Genomic DNA, 20,123 nt, shown 5'->3' on the forward strand with positions numbered 1-20,123 from the left:
GCCGGGCGGGCTGATGCCGTACGAAGCCCCGACGCAGCCGATGCGTGCGCTGCAGGTGGAGTCCGACGCGGCGCCCACCTCACCGATGCGGGTCGCGCCCACAACGTTCTTCGACGACATCGCCGGCCTACGCGGTGTCGCGGTGCTGCTCGTGGTGCTGTTCCACTCGCACGTTCCGTATCTGACCGGCGGTTTCGTCGGTGTCGACGTCTTCTTCGTGATCTCCGGGTTCCTGATCACCGGCCTGTTGGTCCGGGAGTACGAGCGGCACGAGCGGATCTCGTTGCGCGGCTTCTTCGCTCGCCGTGCCCGTCGCATCATCCCGCCGGCCGCGCTGGTGATCGTGGTGTCGATCATCGGCGCCGCGATCTTCATGCCGCTGCTGAAGGTGTTCAAGCAGGCGCTTGATCTGCTGGCCGCGGCGGCACAAGTGGCGAACTGGCATTTCATCCAGCAGAACGCCGACTATCTGGCCGGCGCGATCGACGGCAGCCTGGCGACGCACTTCTGGTCGCTGGCCATCGAGGCTCAGCTGTACTTCATCTGGCCGTTCCTGGTCATCGGCGCGGGTGCGCTGGCGACCCGGACCCGGCTGCGAGAGCGTCTCTCGGTCCGCTGGTCGGTCGGTATCGCGGTGCTGGTGGTCAGTGTGGCGTCGCTGGTGTGGGCGATCGTGCTGACGCCTACCGATCCCGCGACCGCCTACATGGCCACCTACACCCGCGCCTGGCAGTTCGGCGTCGGTGGTCTGGTGGCGATCGTCCTGCCGGTGCTGGCGCGGTTCGGTGGTCTGCGTGCGGGTGGTCCTGTTGCCCTGGTGCTGGGTTGGGCCGGCCTTGCCGGCATCGTCGTCGCGGCGTTCATCGTGAACGCCCACACGCCGTATCCCGGTACCGCGGCGCTGCTCCCGACCGCGGGTGCCGCGCTGGTCATCGCCTCCGGTTGTGCCGTCGGTTCGGGTTCGGTGTTCGTCGGACGGCTGCTGGCGACGCCGCCGCTGAAGTTCCTCGGACGGGTGTCATATGCCTGGTACCTGTGGCACTGGCCGGCGATCGTCCTGTACGAGGCGGTCGTCGGGTCGTCGAGCTGGCCGGTGCTGCTGGCCGTGTCGGCGGGATCGCTGGTACTCGCAACGATTTCGACGCTGCTGTTCGAGGAACCGCTGCTGCGTAACCGCGAACTCAAACGCAATGATTCGGCGTCGATCTCGCTGGGGTTGACGGGCGTGATCGCGGCACTGGCGGTCACGATGACCGCTGGTGTGATCACCGTGCAGGTGGCCAGCCGCGACACGGTCGCGAACGCGTCGCTCACGTATCAGTCGGTGTTCGGGACCGACAGCGGCGAGCAGTCCGGCCCGGTGACACCCAATCCGTTCCAGGCGTTCGACGATCGGCCACGGCCATTTGAGTGTTTGATCCCGGTGGGGGACACCGCACCACGCGAGAACTGCGTCTTCGGTCCGGCCAACGGCATCCCGGTGGTGCTCTTCGGCGACAGTCATGCCGATCAGTGGGCGGAGTCGATCCGCAACATCGGCGCCGACCACGGCTGGCGGATTCACCAGTTCACCAAGGCTGCCTGCCCGGCCCAGCACCTGCGGCCGCAGTCCGGCATCCCGGACCCGTATGTGAAGGCGGACTGCCAAGAGTGGCGCGAGGAGACGCTGAAGCGCATCGCCGAGGTGGGGCCGCGGATCATCTTCGTCTCGTCGCTCTCGACCTATGTGCCGGATCGTGTGGTCGCCGAGGCCGCGTGGACGCACACGATGATCCAGCTGCGGAACACCGGCGCCAAGCTCGTCTACATCGCCGACACGCCCTACCCGGGGTTCCAGGTGGCCGACTGCATCTCGGGCTCGATGGACGACTGGTCCAAATGCGAGTTCAACTTCGACGACTACCCGCGCATCGAACCGATCACCGACGTCGTGTCACGTCGCGAGTATCGGGATGTCACGACGCTGAGCGTCAACAACCTGCTGTGTGAGGGCAACTCGTGCTTCGCCGCGCACAACAAGATCCTCTTCTACCGCGACGACTCGCATCTGACGGCCACCGCCGCGCGGGTCCTCGAGCCGGCATTGCGTGCGCAGCTGGACAAAAAGAGGTTCGACTACAACGCGCGATAGTCTCCGCCCCCCGCTTCCTGAGGTGCGACGAGCGTTAGCGAGAACCCCCTTGCTCCCTGAGGTTAGCGAGAACCTTCTTGCTCCCTGAGGTGCGACGAGCGTTAGCGAGGAGCCTCGAAGGGCAGGCGACCGGACGTATCAAACCCCAGCCCCAACCACCACCTACTCCTCGTACCGCCGACGTTCACGTGTACGCGTGAAAGTGACTGCGGCGATTGCCACTCCCAGGATCGAGAGAATGTCCGACTCAGTGAAGCCGTGGTTGATGTTGATCGAGATCAACACTCGGCCTTCGACCGGTCCGTTCCACATGAACCACGCCACGGATGCTGCTACGAGCACCGCAGTCGCCCTGTAGGTGGGCCGTGCGAGGCACCACGCTCCTGTAACAAACAGCAGGTTCAGTAGTACCAACGCATAGAACACAGAAGGATCGACGGGTTGGTCAGGCATCGCACCAGTATCCCTGTCCCGATTCCTCCTGCAACCCGACGGTCCAACAACCTGCAGACGCACTAGGTAGGACGACCGCTACTCATCCATTGAGCAAGTTCGTCGCGAAAGCTCCTGGTGCTGGCAGGTGTCGAGTTGAACCGCCAGTCGCGCTCCTTGTCCATCTGAAACCAGAGGAACCCCGCTACATCTGGGTGGGACTCGATGATGCGGAAGAATTCCGAGATCCACTGTGCTTTCTGATCAGGGTCGTCGCCCTCCGCACACCCGACCTCAGTGATGAGGATCGGACGACCCGGGCCTAAGCGGCTTAGCTCCTCGAGACTACTTGAGAACAATTTGTCGGCAGATTGCCACTGGTGGCCAGGGGACCGGCCCCAGTTGTAGCCGTCCAAACCGAGGTAGTCCACGACGCTGTCCCCGGGGTAGCAGTCGGCAAAGTCACGAGTGCCTTCGGTAATTGCGTTTGGAGCCCATACGAAGCGAACCTGTGGTGCCTGTGCCCTGATTATGGAGTGCATCCTCGACCACGCTGCGCGGTAATCCTTCGCCGTGTTGCCGTGAAGTCCGATTGACCACGGGTACCAAGTCCCGTTCATCTCTTGCGCAAACCTGAGTAGGAGCGGGTGGGACCATGCGGCGAGTTGAACTGCCCAACGAGACAGGGCTGCATCATGCTGGCCAGCAGCGATGGTGGCGAGTGAGTACTCGGGTTGGTTGAGGCCTTCGCGAGGGCGCCAAGGTTCTAGCGAGAGAAGTGGGGTTGAGCCGATGCCACGGACGGAGTCAAGCGTTCCGGCGGGAAGTGAATCGTCGATCGCAGAGAACAGGTGCACGACTTCGGGCTTAGCGCCAGCGAGTATCGCGAGTTGGTCGATAGAACCGACAGTTGAGGCCTGTGCGCTAGTAACAGTTGGCAGGAAGGCGCCCCAGGAGCGGTGAGGGATCAGCGGCTCCGGTCGGCCGCCTCGGGTTGTACTGCATGAGACTACAAACGTTGCCGCCAGCCCCGTAAACGTCGCGAAGAAGGCGCGGCGAGGGAAGTTGCCGGCAACCGGGCGCGGCCTGCCGTCTTCGATCATGTAGTCATTCTGGCTGGTCGCTGACCGCAACGAGAACTCGGGAGGCGGACCCGGGTACACGGCTCGTTCACGGATTAGAAACCGTTTGTCAACCTGCGCTCGAAAACGATAGGTGAATAGCAGGGCAGATACGTCCGATTCTGAAAATTTGCTAGCCCTAGTCAATGGGTAGAGAAGATTAAATTCTTGCCGCGTTTCTCCTCCACTTCTGGCCCCTGCGAGTTGGCAAATCGCGCCGTCGTGCTGCAACACCACGCCAGTAAACGGCAATTGTGATGCTGATCACACAGGTTTGGACGAGCGGCTGGTCGGGAACCCGTTGTGGCGCATCGGCATTCGCGAGGGACTTTAGTCCCTAGCGGATGAACGGAGGTGCGGTGCTGCGGAGCGATCACAACGTCTCGGTGCAAGTACATCGCCTTTGCCAGCGGGATGTTTCTGCAAATTAGCAACGCAAAGTGTCGTCCGGTCAGCCTACAAAGGCGTTCAAGTTGTACATGTGACCACTCTGAAATACCCTCACTAACAACCGCGAAGCCAATTGCGGGCGGACGTCGTCGACGTTCTGGTGGTTGGGCGTAGGGGCCGATCGCCGCCTTCGAGTTCATCTTTTTGTTTTGGGAGGTTGGCTGTGGCCCATCGTCCGGCCTACGACGCATTGGGACGGAGTTCGGAGCGCACACCCCTGCGACTGCGGTTTGCTAGTAGAGACCGGGAGCGTTCGCGTTCCTGGATTCACGGGTATGTGGCTCGTCTCGCTTGGACCGATGCGATGATCGTCGTGGCGGCTGTGTTCGCTGCCCAGTTCGCCCGATTCGGTGCTGACAACGCGCTGGCGCCCAACGGGGCTGCCCAGGTGCCGGCAACGATGGTCTCGACTGTCCTTGTTGTTTGTTGGCTGGCATCACTTCGCGCTGTTCAGACCCTGGACCGACGAGTCGTCGGGTCGGGCTCCCAGGAGTACAGCAGGGTTGTCACCGCGTGCTTGGCACTTTTCGGAGTGCTGGCGATGGTTGACCTGCTCTTCCGATTGAACATCGCGCGAGGATTCATCGCGATAGCACTCCCGGTCGGAACCACTGGGTTGTTGCTCTCCAGATGGCTTTGGCGTCAGTGGCTCGGGCACCAGCGCCTGCGATCGGAGAATGTGGAGAACGTTCTGGTTGTAGGTAGCGAGGCTTCAGCGGGGCCGGTAATGGAACGCCTTCTGGCGCAACCAAGTCTCGGGTTCCGGGTAGTAGGAATTTGCCTACCGAGTCGGGCGGGAAAGCCGAAGTCCGTGTCGGTGGGCAGCACCAAAGTGCCGGTCTTCGGGACGTTCGACGACGTTAGTGAATCTGTGCTCGAGTCCGGTGCAACAACTGTGGCGGTGACCTCGGCTGAGGCACTAGGCCACGATGCAATGCAGGCACTGTCGTGGGACCTCGAAGGCATGGATGTCGACATGATGGTGTCCCCGGGTGTGACGGATGTAGCTGGACCGCGCGTGATGGTCAGACCAGTGGCGGGGTTGCCACTACTACACATCGACAAGCCGCGGTACGAAGGCGCGAACCGGTTTCGAAAGGCCTTCGTGGATAGGGTGGGCGCGGCCATCATCTTGTGCGCCCTTGCTCCGGTCTTCGTTATGGTTGCCATCGCGATCAAGGTGGATTCTCAGGGGCCTGTCTTCTATCGCGCAACGAGAGTGGGCTTGAACAATGTTCCCTTCTCCATGTGGAAGTTCCGGTCCATGGTTCAGAACGCAGACTCGCTAAAAGACAACTTGCGTGGACTGAACGAAGGGGCAGGCGTCCTTTTCAAGATGCGCGACGATCCGCGAATCACGAAGGTTGGGATCTTCATCCGGCGATACAGCTTGGATGAGTTGCCACAGCTATTCAATGTGCTCGGAGGAACGATGAGCCTCGTCGGGCCACGTCCGCCGTTGCCAGACGAGGTCGAACGATATGACGGCCGGGTGGCGCGAAGGATGCTCGTGAAGCCTGGGATTACCGGGCTCTGGCAGGTCTCGGGAAGATCCGATTTGTCCTGGGAAGAGTCTGTCCGACTAGATCTCTCGTACGTAGAGAACTGGTCGATAATGCAGGACGCTTTGATTCTGTGGAAGACAGTCAAGGCTGTCGTGGCGAAAGATGGTGCGTACTAATGCGGATGGTTGTACTCGGACTCGGCTACCTCGGCGCAACTCACGCGGCCTGCATGGCAGAGCTCGGACACGAAGTTCTCGGCATCGAGGTCGTGCCTGAGAAGCGAGCACAACTCGCTGCAGGCGAGGTCCCGTTTTACGAACCCGGGTTGCCCGAACTCCTGAAGCGCCACATCGACTCGGGAGCACTTACGGTGTCGGGCTCGTACGCAGATGCCGCTGACTTTGCCGACGTCTTTTTTATAGCTGTCGGAACACCACAAAAAAAGGGCGAGTACAGCGCCGACCTTCGGTATGTGGACGCTGCCATAGAGGAACTTGTTCCCCTCCTAACGCGCGATGCGTTGATCCTCGGCAAGTCCACAGTGCCGGTGGGCACGGCACGCCGGCTATCGGAGCGCGCAGATGAGCTGGCGAAGGATATTGATGTGGAGGTGGCCTGGAATCCTGAGTTCCTCCGCGAGGGGTTCGCGGTCGATGACACGCTTCATCCAGACCGGGTGGTACTAGGTACGTTCCCCGGTGGAAACGCTGAAGTTGTGTGCCGCGAGATCTACAAGTCCATGATCAGTGATGGTACGCCCTTCATCGTCACTGATCCGCCCACAGCGGAGCTGGTGAAGACGTCGGCGAATGCCTTTCTTGCCACGAAGATTTCGTTCATCAATGCGATCGCGGAAGTATGTGACGCGGCGGGTGCGGACGTCAAGGCGATTGCCGACGCAATCGGCTACGACGCCCGAATCGGAAGAAAGTTTCTGAATGCAGGCCTTGGATTTGGCGGAGGATGCCTCCCAAAGGATATCCGAGCTTTCATGGCTCGTGCCGGTGAGCTTGGTGCCGCTGAGGCTCTGACGTTCCTGCGCGAAGTAGATAACGTGAATATGCGCCGGCGTACCCGAATGGTTGAGCTCACACGTGAAGTGTGTGGGGGATCGTTGCTGGGCAAGCGGATTGCGATCCTGGGGTCCGCATTCAAGCCGGAGTCCGACGATGTCCGCGACTCGCCAGCCTTAAATGTTGCCGGACAGATTCAGCTACAGGGTGCCTCTGTTACAGTCTTCGATCCGAAGGCAATGGACAACTCTCGTAAGTTGTTCCCAACGCTGGACTATGCGGCCACTGCACTCGAAGCTTGCGAAGCAGCGGATGCCGTTCTGGTACTTACTGAGTGGAAAGAGTTCATTCAGCTCGATCCGGTCGAGGTGGCCAAGGTGACACGTACTCAGAACCTGATCGATGGGCGTATGTGCCTAGACCCGCTTGCGTGGAAGCGAGCCGGGTGGTCCTACCGAGTCTGATCGCAGGACCCGAGAATTCATTTGACTACAGCTTTGCTGTATCTAAGCGAGGGATCATGAAGAAAGCGCTGATTACGGGCATTACTGGGCAGGATGGTTCCTACCTGGCTGAGTTACTCCTTTCTAAGGGGTATGAAGTGCACGGTTTGATTCGTCGGTCGTCGACGTTCAACACGTCGCGCATTAACCACTTGTACCAAGACCCACATGAGCCGGATGCCCGCCTGTTTCTCCATTACGGCGATTTGAGTGACGGTGCACGCCTGGTCACGCTCGTGTCATCTATTGATCCCGATGAGGTGTACAACCTCGCGGCACAGTCGCACGTGCGCGTCAGCTTCGATGAGCCTGAACATACCGGAGACACAACAGGCATCGGGTCGATCCGACTGCTCGAAGCTGTTCGACTCGCCGGGGTGAAGTGTCGCTTCTACCAAGCATCGAGCTCTGAGATGTTCGGTGCATCGCCGCCTCCCCAGAACGAGGACACCTTGTTCTACCCGAGGTCGCCTTACGGTGCAGCGAAGGTCTACTCATACTGGGTCACACGCAATTACCGCGAAGCGTACGACATGTTCGCCGTGAACGGCATCCTCTTCAATCACGAATCGCCGCGGCGGGGCGAAACATTCGTTACCCGTAAGATCACCCGTGCTGCCGCTCGAATCAAGGCGGGCCAAGAACAGTACATCTACATGGGAAATCTTGACGCTGTTCGAGACTGGGGCTACGCCCCCGAGTACGTCGAGGGAATGTGGCGCATGCTCCAGGCGGACGAGCCGGACGACTATGTCCTGGCGACGGGCGAGAAATGTTCTGTGCGGGAGTTCCTCATCACCGCGTTCGAGCACGCGGGCTTAGATTGGCAGGAGCATGTCAGGTTCGATGACCGGTACCTCAGGCCGACAGAGGTCGACGCTCTGATTGGAGACGCGAGTAAGGCTGAGCGGGCGCTGGGATGGAAGCCTCGTGTACTTGCTCCGGAGTTGGCGCGGATCATGGTGGATGCCGACATCGAAGCTCTAGATCACGAGGGACGGCCCTGGATTGATACTCCTGCGCTCGATGCGTGGAACGTGCGAGCTGGAGATAGCGCGTGAGATCCGGGTCTCTGGCACTGGGTCCGCTCGACCGTTCCGCAACCACTTTCATCGCTGGGCACAGAGGTCTGGTGGGCTCGGCTATATGGCGGTTGATGGAGCGGGAAGGATTCACGAACTTGGTCGGTAGGCCGCGTTCGGAACTGGACCTCACCGACAGAACAGCCGTATTCGAGTTCTTTGGAGCTGTTCGCCCGGAGGTAGTCGTGTTGGCGGCAGCCAAGGTGGGCGGAATACAGGCGAACAACAACTATCCTGTCGATTTCTTGTCAGTAAATATGCAGATCCAGACAAACGTAATGGATGCAGCGGTTGCATATGAGGTTCCTCGGCTACTCTTCCTTGGCTCGTCATGCATCTACCCAAAGTTCGCTGAACAACCGATTCGCGAGGATTCGTTGCTCACCGGACATCTTGAGCCCACCAACGATGCATACGCGATCGCAAAAATTGCGGGAATTATCAACGTGCAAGCTGTTCGCCGGCAGCACGGGCTGAGTTGGATCTCCGCGATGCCGACAAACCTGTATGGACCCGGAGATAACTTCTCGCCCACTGGTTCGCATGTCCTACCGGCGCTGATCCAGCGGTACCACCAGGCAAAGCAATCAGGTAGCCAGTATGTCGAGAACTGGGGGACTGGAACACCGCGGCGTGAACTACTTCACGTCGATGACATGGCAGCCGCATGCTTGTTCTTGCTCGAGAACTTCGATGGGCCTCAGCAGGTGAATGTCGGAACAGGTCTGGACCATACTCTGAAGGAGATAGCGTCGATCGTTGCCGAGGTGGTGGGGTACGAGGGCGAATCTCGGTGGGACGCCAGTAAGCCAGACGGGACGCCTCGGAAGGTTCTCGACGTCTCCACCCTGACCAATCTCGGATGGTCGGCATCCATTTCCCTCGAACAGGGAATCGCGGATACCGTGAAATGGTATCGAGAGAATCTCGCCGAAATTCGAACCTAGGATCCGTAGCTAGGCGTCTAGGCAAGTTCAATCAAATATTAAACCGTCAAAGGATAGACAATTGACTGCGCTCATTACCGGTGTCGCCGGATTTGTCGGCCATAGTCTGGCCGCGGCGCTCCTGGCGCGCGGTGAGCGCGTTATCGGTATAGACGCAATCACCGACTACTACGATCCCCGCATGAAGCGTGAGAATCTCCGCTCTCTGACGAGTAGTCCAGACTTTGAATTCCATGAGATTTCGCTCGCGCAGGCACCTCTAGATGAGTTGCTGAAAGGTGTTACAACCGTTTTTCACCAGGCCGGCCAACCCGGGGTTCGGAAGTCGTGGGGTCGGGACTTCGCTACGTATTCAGTAAACAATGTTGAGGCGACACAGATACTGCTCGAAGCGGCCATGAGAGCAGATGGTGTGGAGAAGGTTGTGTATGCATCGTCCTCCTCAATCTATGGTGACGCTGAAAAGTACCCCACTTCGGAGTCGACGATTCCTTCTCCTCGAAGTCCGTACGGCGTAACAAAACTCGCGGCGGAGCATCTTTGCAGCCTGTACGCTGCGAACTTTGGTTTGCCGACGGTGTCGCTGCGCTACTTCACCGTGTACGGGCCGGGACAACGGCCAGACATGGCGTTCACACGCTTTCTCACCGCAGCTCACCTTGGTAGCGAGATCACGGTCTTAGGCGACGGGGAGCAACGTCGAGACTTTACCTACGTTGCAGACGTTGTTCGAGCGAACATTGCGGCGAGCGAGGCTAGTTCGCAGCCTGGCGCTGTCTATAACGTTGCCGGTGGTTCCAACGTCTCGGTGAACGAGGTTCTCGCCACTATTGCGACGCTGTCCGACAAGAAGCTGAACATTGTCTACAAAAAATCGGTTGCCGGTGACGTACGGAGGACTGGTGGCGATACGACCGCCATTCGACGGGACCTGGGCTGGACGCCGAGCGTCTCGCTTAACCAGGGTCTCGAGCAACAATTCGTATGGGCGAAGGCTACGGTCGAATCAGGGATTCTCCGTACGGAAACGATAAGTTGATGTACGAGAAAGACGCGATTCCGGAGGCCGCCCATTCTGGTGAACTGAGGCCCGATATCAGTGTCATCACGGTTGTCTTCAACAACCTGGACGGATTGAGGTGCACATCGGCGAGTATAGAGCGGCAGGCCGGCGTGAACCTCGAACACATTGTGGTCGACGGGGCTTCGACTGACGGTACCCGGGAGTGGCTGGATTCGTACAACCCTCCTTTCACTGTAAAGAAAATATCTGAGCCGGATGCTGGGATTTACGATGCAATGGACAAGGGAATTAGGCTTGCGCAGGGGAGGTATATCCAGTTTCTTAACAGCGGCGATTGTTTCTCTGATGATGGTGCGCTAGGTAAAGCGTTCGAATATTTCGGTGAAAAGAACGCCCCTTGGGCCGCTGGAGGAATTAACTACTTGAACAGCGAGCGTGCTCGGACCAGGTCGATTGACTGTCCCGAGTGGTCGCTCAAGAGGCTCGCGTACGGGATCGATTTTATCCCGCATCCTGCAACCTTCGTCCGTAGAGATATTTTGCAGGCATCTGGTGGGTTCGATCAAAGTGTCGGGTTCTCAGCTGACCAAGAGTTGGCTCTCCGATTGGGCAATGCCCACGGAGAGCCGGTCAGAATTCCACATCGGGTTGTGGACTACCTGGAGGAAGGTGCTCATGGGACGTCGAGCTATATGGACCGTGCCCGCCGATACAGGAAGATTCGGATCAAGCACGGGATGCTCGTTGGGGGCTCGAGCGTGACAGACCATATTTTTACTGTGGCGGAAGCATGGTACTGGTCGGCGCGTATGCGCATCCGCGGTACAGCGAAGGTCGCGTTTGGCAAACTTGGCCTGCTCGGACTCCGTCGCTGAGTAGTTGGGCCCGGAAGGGTGTACGAAGAACTGACTTCGTTCCTAGAAGCCTTAAATATTCAATGATCTTGGAGAAGATAATGTCGGACCATATCGTGGACCGCGTAACATACGAGGACTTCCTCGCTAGTGATCTGGCGGCCCACAATGAGAACCGATGGCGTGCGATTTACCGTGTAAAGAAACCCGCGCTTTACTTCCAGAGACTCCTTCGACGCGTGGAGTACTTAGAGGCGGTTGTGAAGAAGCAGCCATGGCGGCGCACGGAGCTTGCCTATGCTCGGTACCGTCTCCTGAGGGTTTCGGTTCGCACAGGGTTAAGTGTTCCCGCTGGTGTGTTCGGCAAGGGACTCTCTATTGCACACTACGGCAGTATTGTCGTTAATTCGAAGGCTCGTGTGGGCTCGTTCTGTAGGATTCACTCGTCGACCAATATTGGCGCTGACTTGAAAGGCGTGCCTGTAATTGGTAACCATGTCTACATTGGTCCGGGTGCCGTGATCTACGGCGCAATCAAGGTGGGAAATAACGTAGCAATAGGTGCGAATGCCGTCGTGAATCGCGATGTGCCCGATGGGGTGGTTGTCGCAGGTGCTCCTGCGCGAATCATTAACGAGGCCGGCTCGGCGTCGATTATGCCGACTTGGTACCCATCTGCTGACCGTCAGATCTCGGGTCGGCGGTAGGATTATGTTCGAAGATGGCGATTGCAATAATAGAGAATCAATCAGGATAGGTATTCTGATTCCCCGGTCAACTGGTGGTGGCGCCGAGTTCGTCGCTCATACATGGGCACAGCAACTTTCGTCTTGGGGGCACGACGTACTCGTGATCAATACGATCGCCGAGTCGGCTGAAACTCAGTATCGCAGGCAGACTCTGCCGGCATCCCACCTGGCGCGGGTGTCTGAAGTACGCAGAATTGTCCGGCGCGAGAGGCTTGACGTGCTCGTTGGGATGATGCCCTATTTCAACTTGCTGGCGATTCTTGCTGGTCTATCAGTTCTGTCTGGGCGTCCCCGAATTGTTGTCAGTGGCCGCAACATGGAGTTCCCATCTCGGACGCTTCACGGGTGGAGGTACATCCTTAAGGACTGGTTCGCTCGCTTCTTGTATCCGGTGGCAGACGCCTTCATCGCCATTTCGCACCCGGTGGCAGCGGAAGCTATTACTCGCTACCGGCTACGGGCGGAGTCGGTCTTTGTGGTACCAAATCCAGCATTGGGGAAAGTTGGCCAGATCTCCGAGCCGAGGGCAGAGCTCAATGTACCGGAGGATTCATCGTCCGGTGTGCTGAACATCGTAGTCCCTGGTCGGCTTGTGCCGCAGAAGCGTCCTGAGACTGCCCTCGCCGTCAGTGTCCGATTGCAGGCGATGGGAGTTCTTGCTCGCGTCGTGTACTTCGGAGACGGCGAGCTTCGAGAAGAAATGCGAACTCGAGCGCAGGAACTGGGAGTGGACGCGGAGTTTCGAGGATGGGTCGAGCGCTGGTTCGATCACTGTCCATCTCGGAGTATTGTCTTGCTCCCATCGGTAACCGAGGGTTTCGGCAACGTCCTCGTGGAGGCTGCAGCTCGCGGGGTGCCAGTCGTCGTGTCTTCGAAGTGTTTGGGTGCTGCAGACGCGCTCGTACCTGGTGTCACCGGGACACTGGCCATGGATGACACTGTCGAATCGTTCGCCTCAGCTGTGCTGTCGAGCCGCGCGATGACTGGGTCTGTAAATTTGCACGCTCGGGGATGGTTAGAACGATTCAGTCCCGAGAACAGCACCCGGCTCTTGCTTGAAGTTCTGCAAGGTAGACCGTTAAGAGTTTCCCGTCGAACGAAGTCGCGGTCCTGCGGTAGCTCAGTGGATTCGATTAGGAATCAGCATGACAGTAGATAAATCGCAGCCGCTCTCCACATGTTGGGTTGGGCCTGTACCAGTGGCAGAAATGTCGATGTTGGAAGCGGTTGACCATCTAGTTGAGTCCGCGGTCTCCCGACGTCCGGTGGGATACCGTTTCGTCAATGCGTATTCAGTTGCGTGCACTCGAAACGACCCGTCTTATGCTGCGTTGCTGGCGGACGGCGGAGTCAATTTTGCTGACGGACGGCCCGTCCTCTGGGCTCAATTGCTGCGAGGCGCTCGCAGGGCCGGTCAGGTTCGAGGCCCATCGGCGTTCCGTCTAGCGCTAGATCGTGGCCGTGAACAGGATGTTTCGCACTACTTTTTCGGTTGTACAGACGAAGTTCTTGAGGCGCTCGTGAACCAGGCCAAAGCGAACTATCCTGGCGTCCGAATTGCCGGAACGTTTGCGCCGCCGTTTGGTCCCGTAGACGACGCGCTGGTGACCGATGCGACGGCGAGAATTGCGGCGGCAGATCCGGACATCGTCTGGGTCGCCCTCGGCACACCGAAGCAGGACTTTGCCGCCGCGGCACTGGCAGCTTCAACGGGGAGACCCTGTGCGGCCGTGGGAGCGGCATTTGACTTCCTCGCAGGTACCACACAGGAAGCGCCGCGCTGGGTTCGGAACGTAGGTATGGAGTGGGTGTATCGACTACTGGCGGACCCAGGCCGCCTTTGGCGTCGCTATACGATAGGGAACTTCCAGTTCGTTCTCGCTATAGCTGCGAGACGTAGGCCTTAGCTGTGTCCATCGTCTCGAAGCTGAGTGGGAGTTCGACGGTCGAGGTCAGTGGTGCCCTTAGGCGGGTTGTCCTTTCCGCCGGCGCCCGCATCTTTGTGCTGCCGCTGTCAGGCGTCGCCGCGATCCTACTTGCGAGGATCGTCTCTACAGACAGCGGTGAAGATGGATACGCAATCTTCACCCTCGTCGCGGCGCTGCCATTCCTGATACCGTTTACTGACCTTGGGCTCGGTGCCGCGGTGACGAACTCGGCTGCGGGACTGCCAGGAAACTACGTGAGCTTCCGTCGTGTCCTGCGTTCGGTGACTCGGATGCTAATCTGTGTAAGCGCAACCCTTCTTTGTGTAAACCTGGTCATCTACCTCTCAATAACCTGGCCCGTACTTCTCAACTTAGATCCAGGGCTGGACCTTAATCTGGCGATCTTCGTCGCAATGACGGTATTTTGTGCGTCAGCTCCTCTGGCTCTTGGATTTCGAATTTTGCTGGGAATCCGGCACAATGCTGCTGTAGTTGTAGTGCAGGGGTTTACATCTGTATTTACCTTGATTCTCGTAGGAATCGCTGTCTCTCTTTCGGACGACTCTCTCAGGTATGCGGTGGGATTGTCTACTTCAGGCGTGTTCATTGCAAACGGCGTGTTGAGTGTTGTCGCTTGGAGGAAAGTGGTCGCCCAGGCGGCGCTGGCGCGCCGTCACGTGACTCCCTTGGGATTCCAGGTAGCGGATGAGAGATTGTTGATGACTGCGGTGCCGATGTTCATCATTTCCCTCGCCCTTCCACTAGTGTTCCAAACTGATCGACTAATACTATCTTGGTTCTCGTCGCTAACTGAGGTGGCGCAGTACTCTGCGGCCGCCTTGGTCTTCCTTCCAGCGGTGTCGGTTGTGCAGATGGGAGGCCGGTCATTGTGGGGCGACTTCGCTGCCGCCCGGCATCGTGGCGCCAGTAGCCGGAGTCTGTACGGGAAGGCTCTTCGACTTTCCATTTTCATGGGTGTGGTTGTGGCGGGTGGATTCTGTTTGGTCGCTCCGGCGATTACTCGTTTTGCCGTCCCATCAGCGTCGAGAGAGATATCGCTGTATCTTGCATTCGCACTTCTACTGTTCGTACAAGCGGTGCAGCAGCCGGCCGGAATGTTCCTTACGGATGGGGTTGGTCTGAGGTTCCAGGCGATAACGACCAGCATCTCGGCGGTGATCGGACTTCCTGTGTCAGTTGCGTTGGCTGGCGAGTACGGAGCTGTCGGAGTCGTCGCGGGAACTGCCGGGGTTGCGGCACTATTGCATGTGGCTCCTTGCCTAATGTTCAGTCGTCGTCGCCTCAATAAAGAACATCAAGTGAGCTCTGAGACGGAGCGGCGTCGAGAGGAAGTCGTATGAGACGGGTGATCGTCGATCAGATCGACCTTGCGAACTTAGTTCCGGGAGGAACAGATACTTGCATTGCGGACATTCTTGCGCGGGGAGACTTGGATGATCCCGTAGTCGTCGGAATAACCAATGACCCAAGCGTCCGCTTGGGTCGCATGACCGACCGGGAGTTTAGGGGGCGGTCTGTCAAATTCATTCCGGTTGCGAGATTCTCGAGGGATCGGACGGCTCGACGAGTGCGCGTTCCTGACTCGCTAAAACTTATTCTAGGCGCTGTACGATTCCGAAGAGAGATTCCACGTGAATCGGTTATCTGGCAAGTCCATCGAATTGAGGTTGGATTTGCGGCATTACTACTGTTTCGGCCCACTCGGCTAGTGCAATTTGTCCACAACGCGGCCGCAGGCCTGTCGGGTGACAATTCTGACTCGGCTTGGAAAGGGCTCGGTCGGGTCTATTCGAAGCTGGAATCCTTTGTCGGGAAGCGGGCGAACGGAATTGTCGTCTTCAATCAGGGCGACGGAGAGAGGCTCTCTAGTCTTTTCGGCCGTGTGATGTCAGCCAGGACCTGGTATGACGAGTCAGTGTTCTACCCGCGGGAGGCACAGGTACTCGCAGGGCCTGCGGGTCTGGGCATGGGCCCGCTGGTCCTTTGGGTGGGACGCCTTGAGGCACAGAAGGATCCGGAGCTGGCGATTGAGGTGTTGGCGTCGCTCATCAAGCGAAACAAGGATGCGCGGCTAGTTATTGCCGGAGACGGGTCACTGTTACCCCAAATTAAGAGTCGGGCCGTCGAACTTGGAGTTCTCGATGCAGTAGAGTTTGCAGGCCGACTGTCCCGTATGGATGTCGCGGACCGGATGAGGACTAGCGACTGCCTCCTGATGACGTCCCACTACGAAGGATCGCCGCGTGTTCTGGTGGAGGCCGGGGCGTGCGGATTGCCTGTAATCGCTACAGCTGAGGCCGATCCGGACCACGTCATCAGCGACGGGACGAACGGCTTCGTGGGTGATCGAAATCCCTTTGCGTTAGCGGAGCTTGTGGAGAAGGCGAAGCTGTTCTGTTCTTCTTACGACTGCGTCGAAGCGGCTAGTGAGAGAAGCGCGGACCGAGTGATCAGTTCGATCTTGGCGGTTGGAGTGGACGATGAATCTGCATCGTGATTGTGTGGACGCAGCTGGACTTGAGTGGGTCTCCCAGCACCGGTCTACCCGGTATGCAAGCCCATGTATTGCCGTTGCCCGTTGGGTTCGAGATAGTGCGAGGAGAACGCTGTGACCGTGAAGACCCAGGAAACCAGTTCGGACGATTTACTTTCCGCGAGGGTGCGCGCCTTCGGGTCGAAACTCCGCGACGAATGGTGGGTGGTCACGCTCGTCGCATTGCTTGGGGCCCTGGTTGGGTTGGGATTCAGCTTGATCCAGACACCGATCTACTCGAGTTCTGCAGTCCTGTATGTAACCTCCGTTAGTGAATCGAATGCGGCAAATGCCGCCTATCAAGGGTCTTTGGCTTCGCAGCAGCGGGTGGCTTCATACGCAAAGTTAGCGTCGTCCGATTCAGTAGTATCGGATGCGTTAGCGCATAGTGGTGTTGGCCTCTCGTTAGACGAAGCGAGAGCCTCAATTAGCGCTGCAACAACACCACAAACGGTGCTACTTACTATCAGCGCTGCGCGGCCGGACCAGGCTGTCGCCAGCCGGTTGGCTGGTGCAGTTGCGGAATCGCTCGTAAGCACCGTGTCCGATCTCGAGGAGCCAGCGGGCGGCGGCGCGCCACTAGCGAAGCTGACTGTTGTGACGCCAGCGACTCCTTCACCTCATCCCGTTTCACCGAAGACAGATCGCAACGTCGCAGTCGGCCTCATCGCCGGGCTTGTGTTCGGCATTGTGCTGGTCGTGCTTCGGGCTCGTCTAGATTCGAAGATTCGGTCCCGCGAAGACGTCGAATCTCTCTCGGATGCACCGTTGTTGAGCGTGATTCCTAGTGACGATGAACTGAACGGCACACGCACTATTGAGTTCGGAGCTGGAGCTACAGCGGTTGCGGAGGCATTCAGGCGTCTTCGGTCAAACCTCGCATTCGTCAGCGTGGACAGCCCGGCACGGAAGATACTCGTAACTAGTGCGGCTCCAGCTGAGGGGAAGACGACCGTCTCTTTGAATCTCGCTGCGGCACTCGCCGAATCGGGGCACGAAGTTGTCGTTGTTGGCGCAGATCTGCGAAACCCGATCCTTGCTTCGCGGCTTGGCCTGCGGGACGACGTAGGCTTGACGGACGCGCTCCGTGGTGAAGCCGCTGTGGTGGACCTGGTTCAAGCATCTGGCGTTTCGGGCCTAAGCGCTTTGGGGTGTGGACCGATCCCGCCAAACCCGGCCGAACTACTCGGTTCAGATCGTGCTCAGCAGATACTCGCTGAGCTGGCTGACGCGTACGACTATGTGATCATCGATTCCGCTCCAATTATGCCGGTGGTGGATGCTGCAGTCCTAGCGCAATGGGTTGACGGCGTTGTAATGGTTGTCCGAGTCAACCAAACGAAGAAGGCGTCCTTGGTCGAAACCCTCGAGGAGTTGCGGACTGCGCGGGCGAACGTTCTGGGGGTTGCGGTAAACGGCAATCCCATAGCGGCGGGGGATTATGGATATGGGACGTATGGCGTCTACGGGGCGCAACCGGTGAGCGAACCTCGTTCACGCCCGGTCGGCACCATGTAGGGATCAGTGGCAGTGGCTGGGGGTTTCCAGCAGTTAGCAAGGGTGGCTCCTACCGATGGTAATAGTGACATTCGGGTAACATTCGGATACGGGTGACGGTGCTGCCGCCTCGGATGAAAGTAGCCCAGTAGCAAAGTCGACTCGGTCAACAATCTTTTTATGTTTACGGCATAATGCGATGGTGCAGCTTAGGGAACTTGCGAGAAGGCTCAGGAATCGACTAGACACCCCGGAGGGTGCAGCACGGAGGGCCGGTTGTGTCATCGGCAACGACGTTCGACTGTACTCCCGGATCGAGAATAACGAGCCATGGCTTGTGGAGATCGGTGATCGAGTCACGGTTAGTTCTGGCGTGAGATTCGTGACTCATGATGGAAGCGGTTGGTTGTGCCGCGACGAGGAGGGGCGGCGTTACCGAATCGCACGTATTCGAATAGGCAGCGACGTGTTTATCGGGTTGGGCACCATCTTGATGCCCGGTGTTTCAATAGGGAACCAGTGCATCGTGGGCTCTGGATCCGTGGTAACGCGATCGGTGCCGGACGGATATGTGGTCGCAGGAAATCCGGCTAGGAAGATCGGCACATTTGCTGACTTTATGACCAAGGCGGAGTCTTGGCCATCTGCGGCTGACCTGACAGCAGGGGGGAAGACCCGCCGAGAGCAGGTCGATTCGATTACGGAGCTTGATTTCCGTCCACCGGTGGCGTGACTCGCCCGAGCCTGCGCGATGCAGCACCAGGCTTGAGATCTGATCCACGGTGAGTGAGTTGAGACTCAGTTTCGTTCCGTTGATCGGAGCGTCGAACTGTTGATAGTGGACGATACGCTGTCTGGCTAATCGCCGTGTGTCCCACAGATTCGGCGAGCCGTATGGACACGATCCGGTATGTACGAACTACGTGCTATCAGAGTTAAGTTCACATCGTCCAGTGTCGACATCGTCGCGTTCGCGCTCCTTCTGGGTGTCGCGGGCGAAATTTGTCGGGGCGTGAGTTGTAGAGGTCTGCGCTGCCGTCGCAGCTTCGCGGTATCGGACATATCGCAAACGTGGCGACCTGGGCACTTGTGTCCGGATGGCGAAATCGGCGCCCAATTCGACGTTTCGCGGGTCTCTACATGATGATAAGTGGATGCAAAGAGGAAGTCCGTGGCATCAGCGTCGGTGGGGTGGCTGCCCAGTATGGGGGTGGGTGCTAATCGTGCTAGGAACCATCAGCATGGTGGCTACACTCGTCGTGGGTGCTACCCGGCCAGCATCGACCAGCGACACTGATCGCGTGCGCGCTGCGGTCTTCTTCGGCGATTCCTGGACGCGGGGCGCCTTCGCCACGCCGATCACTGACGGCTTCGCCTACCAAACGGGACGCACCCTGGGTGTGCCGTTCGACGTCTTCGGTTTTGGATCGGTCGGATACACCACGAAAGGCGCAGGCGGAGAAGGTAACTACGCTTGGCGCCTAGCACACCAGGTGCGTCCGGTGAACGCGCCCGATCCCGATCTCGTAGTCGTGCAAGGAAGTGTGAACGACGCCGGGCAAGATCCGAACGAAGTGATGAGCGATGCGGAGCAGCTGATCGACGATCTACGTGCTGCGTATACCAATGCACAAATTGTGCTACTCGGGCCGGCCCCGATGATCCCCAAGTACTTCGTGACTCTGGAAGAGTACGACATCGCCCTTCATGCGGCGGCGGTTGCTAAGAGCGCTCGCTACATCAGCCCACTAGCTGAGCACTGGTTCGCTCGCGGAACCCTTGCTCGTTACATGACCGGCGGCGCCTCACCCCATCCGAACACTGCAGGTCACTCGCTGATCGCGCGAAAGCTCACCGCGGCACTGCTGTCCTGAGCCACGCGGTACAAGAAGGGCTGGCGATGTAGCCGGCCGGGGAATATCGGAACTTCCCGCGCTGACAATAGGGTTATAGGCGGGTGGGCGACGGCTCGGTCAGCGCGCGCGACGAGGTTCAGGCATCATTTCGACCATGCGGCAGAGCACGTTGACGACTATCCGATGGACGGTATGCGCAATCGGACTAGAGGGTCTCGCGCTACGCCTCGGGATCTACTTCGAGACCTTCACCCCAGAGCGGTCGACTTCGGTTGTCTGTTCCGCGTGATCACCGCGACGTCGTCGGCTAGCTTCTTCGGGTGTCAGTTGCCACCGTGAAGGGACCACCGTGAGCAGATTTTTGCCACGAGGATGGGACCACCTGGATTGCCAGTTATGGGACCACCGGCGCGTCGCGTCGGTGGTCCCTTCGTTTTGCTCGTTGACTCAACTGCAAGATTCGCAGGAGGGGCGGCG

At 58.7% G+C, this 20,123-nt stretch carries 17 protein-coding genes; 15 read left to right on the plus strand and 2 right to left on the minus strand.

The features are described 5' to 3' along the window. Window positions 1-13 precede the first annotated feature (13 nt). Window positions 14-2,131, plus strand: coding sequence for an acyltransferase family protein (locus NWF34_RS18775; protein WP_258325773.1), 2,118 nt, complete (start codon window positions 14-16; stop codon window positions 2,129-2,131). Window positions 2,132-2,293: 162 nt separating this feature from the next. Here the strand turns inward: NWF34_RS18775 and NWF34_RS18780 are convergent, their stop codons facing one another. Next, complete coding sequence (locus NWF34_RS18780) at window positions 2,294-2,584, minus strand: hypothetical protein (protein WP_258325774.1); 291 nt, start codon at window positions 2,582-2,584, stop codon at window positions 2,294-2,296. A gap of 62 nt (window positions 2,585-2,646) precedes the next feature. Beyond that, window positions 2,647-3,666: a glycoside hydrolase family 26 protein gene (locus tag NWF34_RS18785; RefSeq protein WP_258325775.1), complete on the minus strand. Its 1,020-nt coding sequence runs from the start codon at window positions 3,664-3,666 to the stop codon at window positions 2,647-2,649. A 772-nt stretch (window positions 3,667-4,438) separates the two neighbouring features. On the opposite strand from NWF34_RS18785, the gene NWF34_RS18790 reads away from it, so the two are divergent. From NWF34_RS18790 to NWF34_RS18845, 14 genes are all read left to right on the plus strand, one after another. Then, a complete protein-coding gene (locus NWF34_RS18790; RefSeq protein ID WP_375295687.1) occupies window positions 4,439-5,815 on the plus strand; it encodes a sugar transferase in 1,377 nt (458 codons plus the stop codon). Continuing rightward, entirely contained in the window at window positions 5,815-7,116 is a 1,302-nt protein-coding gene (locus tag NWF34_RS18795; RefSeq protein WP_258325777.1) for a UDP-glucose/GDP-mannose dehydrogenase family protein, read from the plus strand. Before NWF34_RS18790 ends, NWF34_RS18795 begins: the two co-directional genes overlap by 1 nt. 56 nt (window positions 7,117-7,172) lie before the next feature. Further along, the gene (gene gmd / locus NWF34_RS18800; RefSeq protein WP_258325778.1) at window positions 7,173-8,216 is read left to right on the plus strand and encodes a GDP-mannose 4,6-dehydratase; all 1,044 of its coding nucleotides are present in this window, start codon (window positions 7,173-7,175) and stop codon (window positions 8,214-8,216) included. After that, the gene (locus NWF34_RS18805; protein WP_375295688.1) at window positions 8,213-9,184 is read left to right on the plus strand and encodes a GDP-L-fucose synthase family protein; all 972 of its coding nucleotides are present in this window, start codon (window positions 8,213-8,215) and stop codon (window positions 9,182-9,184) included. Before gmd ends, NWF34_RS18805 begins: the two co-directional genes overlap by 4 nt. A 61-nt stretch (window positions 9,185-9,245) precedes the next feature. Continuing rightward, window positions 9,246-10,223 (plus strand): NAD-dependent epimerase/dehydratase family protein, encoded by a 978-nt coding sequence (locus NWF34_RS18810; RefSeq protein ID WP_258325779.1) that lies wholly within the window; start codon window positions 9,246-9,248, stop codon window positions 10,221-10,223. Continuing rightward, a complete protein-coding gene (locus NWF34_RS18815) occupies window positions 10,223-11,083 on the plus strand; it encodes a glycosyltransferase family 2 protein (protein WP_258325780.1) in 861 nt (286 codons plus the stop codon). Before NWF34_RS18810 ends, NWF34_RS18815 begins: the two co-directional genes overlap by 1 nt. Before the next feature lie 80 nt (window positions 11,084-11,163). Next, window positions 11,164-11,769 carry a serine O-acetyltransferase gene (locus tag NWF34_RS25470; RefSeq protein ID WP_375295690.1) on the plus strand — a complete coding sequence of 202 codons (606 nt, stop codon included), beginning with the start codon at window positions 11,164-11,166 and terminating at the stop codon, window positions 11,767-11,769. 4 nt (window positions 11,770-11,773) lie between these two features. After that, a complete protein-coding gene (locus NWF34_RS25475; protein ID WP_375295689.1) occupies window positions 11,774-12,970 on the plus strand; it encodes a glycosyltransferase in 1,197 nt (398 codons plus the stop codon). A gap of 55 nt (window positions 12,971-13,025) precedes the next feature. Continuing rightward, window positions 13,026-13,718 (plus strand): WecB/TagA/CpsF family glycosyltransferase, encoded by a 693-nt coding sequence (locus tag NWF34_RS18820; protein ID WP_258325787.1) that lies wholly within the window; start codon window positions 13,026-13,028, stop codon window positions 13,716-13,718. 2 nt (window positions 13,719-13,720) lie between these two features. Next, the gene (locus tag NWF34_RS18825) at window positions 13,721-15,100 is read left to right on the plus strand and encodes a lipopolysaccharide biosynthesis protein (RefSeq protein ID WP_258325781.1); all 1,380 of its coding nucleotides are present in this window, start codon (window positions 13,721-13,723) and stop codon (window positions 15,098-15,100) included. After that, the gene (locus NWF34_RS18830; RefSeq protein ID WP_258325782.1) at window positions 15,097-16,257 is read left to right on the plus strand and encodes a glycosyltransferase; all 1,161 of its coding nucleotides are present in this window, start codon (window positions 15,097-15,099) and stop codon (window positions 16,255-16,257) included. Before NWF34_RS18825 ends, NWF34_RS18830 begins: the two co-directional genes overlap by 4 nt. A 111-nt stretch (window positions 16,258-16,368) precedes the next feature. Beyond that, entirely contained in the window at window positions 16,369-17,811 is a 1,443-nt protein-coding gene (locus tag NWF34_RS18835; RefSeq protein WP_258325783.1) for a polysaccharide biosynthesis tyrosine autokinase, read from the plus strand. Window positions 17,812-17,989: 178 nt separating this feature from the next. Continuing rightward, on the plus strand, window positions 17,990-18,523 hold the full coding sequence (locus tag NWF34_RS18840; protein ID WP_258325784.1) for a DapH/DapD/GlmU-related protein: 534 nt from the start codon (window positions 17,990-17,992) through the stop codon (window positions 18,521-18,523). Between the two features lie 568 nt (window positions 18,524-19,091). After that, window positions 19,092-19,664, plus strand: coding sequence for an SGNH/GDSL hydrolase family protein (locus NWF34_RS18845; protein WP_258325785.1), 573 nt, complete (start codon window positions 19,092-19,094; stop codon window positions 19,662-19,664). Window positions 19,665-20,123 lie beyond the last annotated feature (459 nt).

This window comes from Gordonia sp. GONU (assembly GCF_024733855.1).
GTDB classification, from domain to species: Bacteria; Actinomycetota; Actinomycetes; order Mycobacteriales; family Mycobacteriaceae; genus Gordonia; species Gordonia amicalis.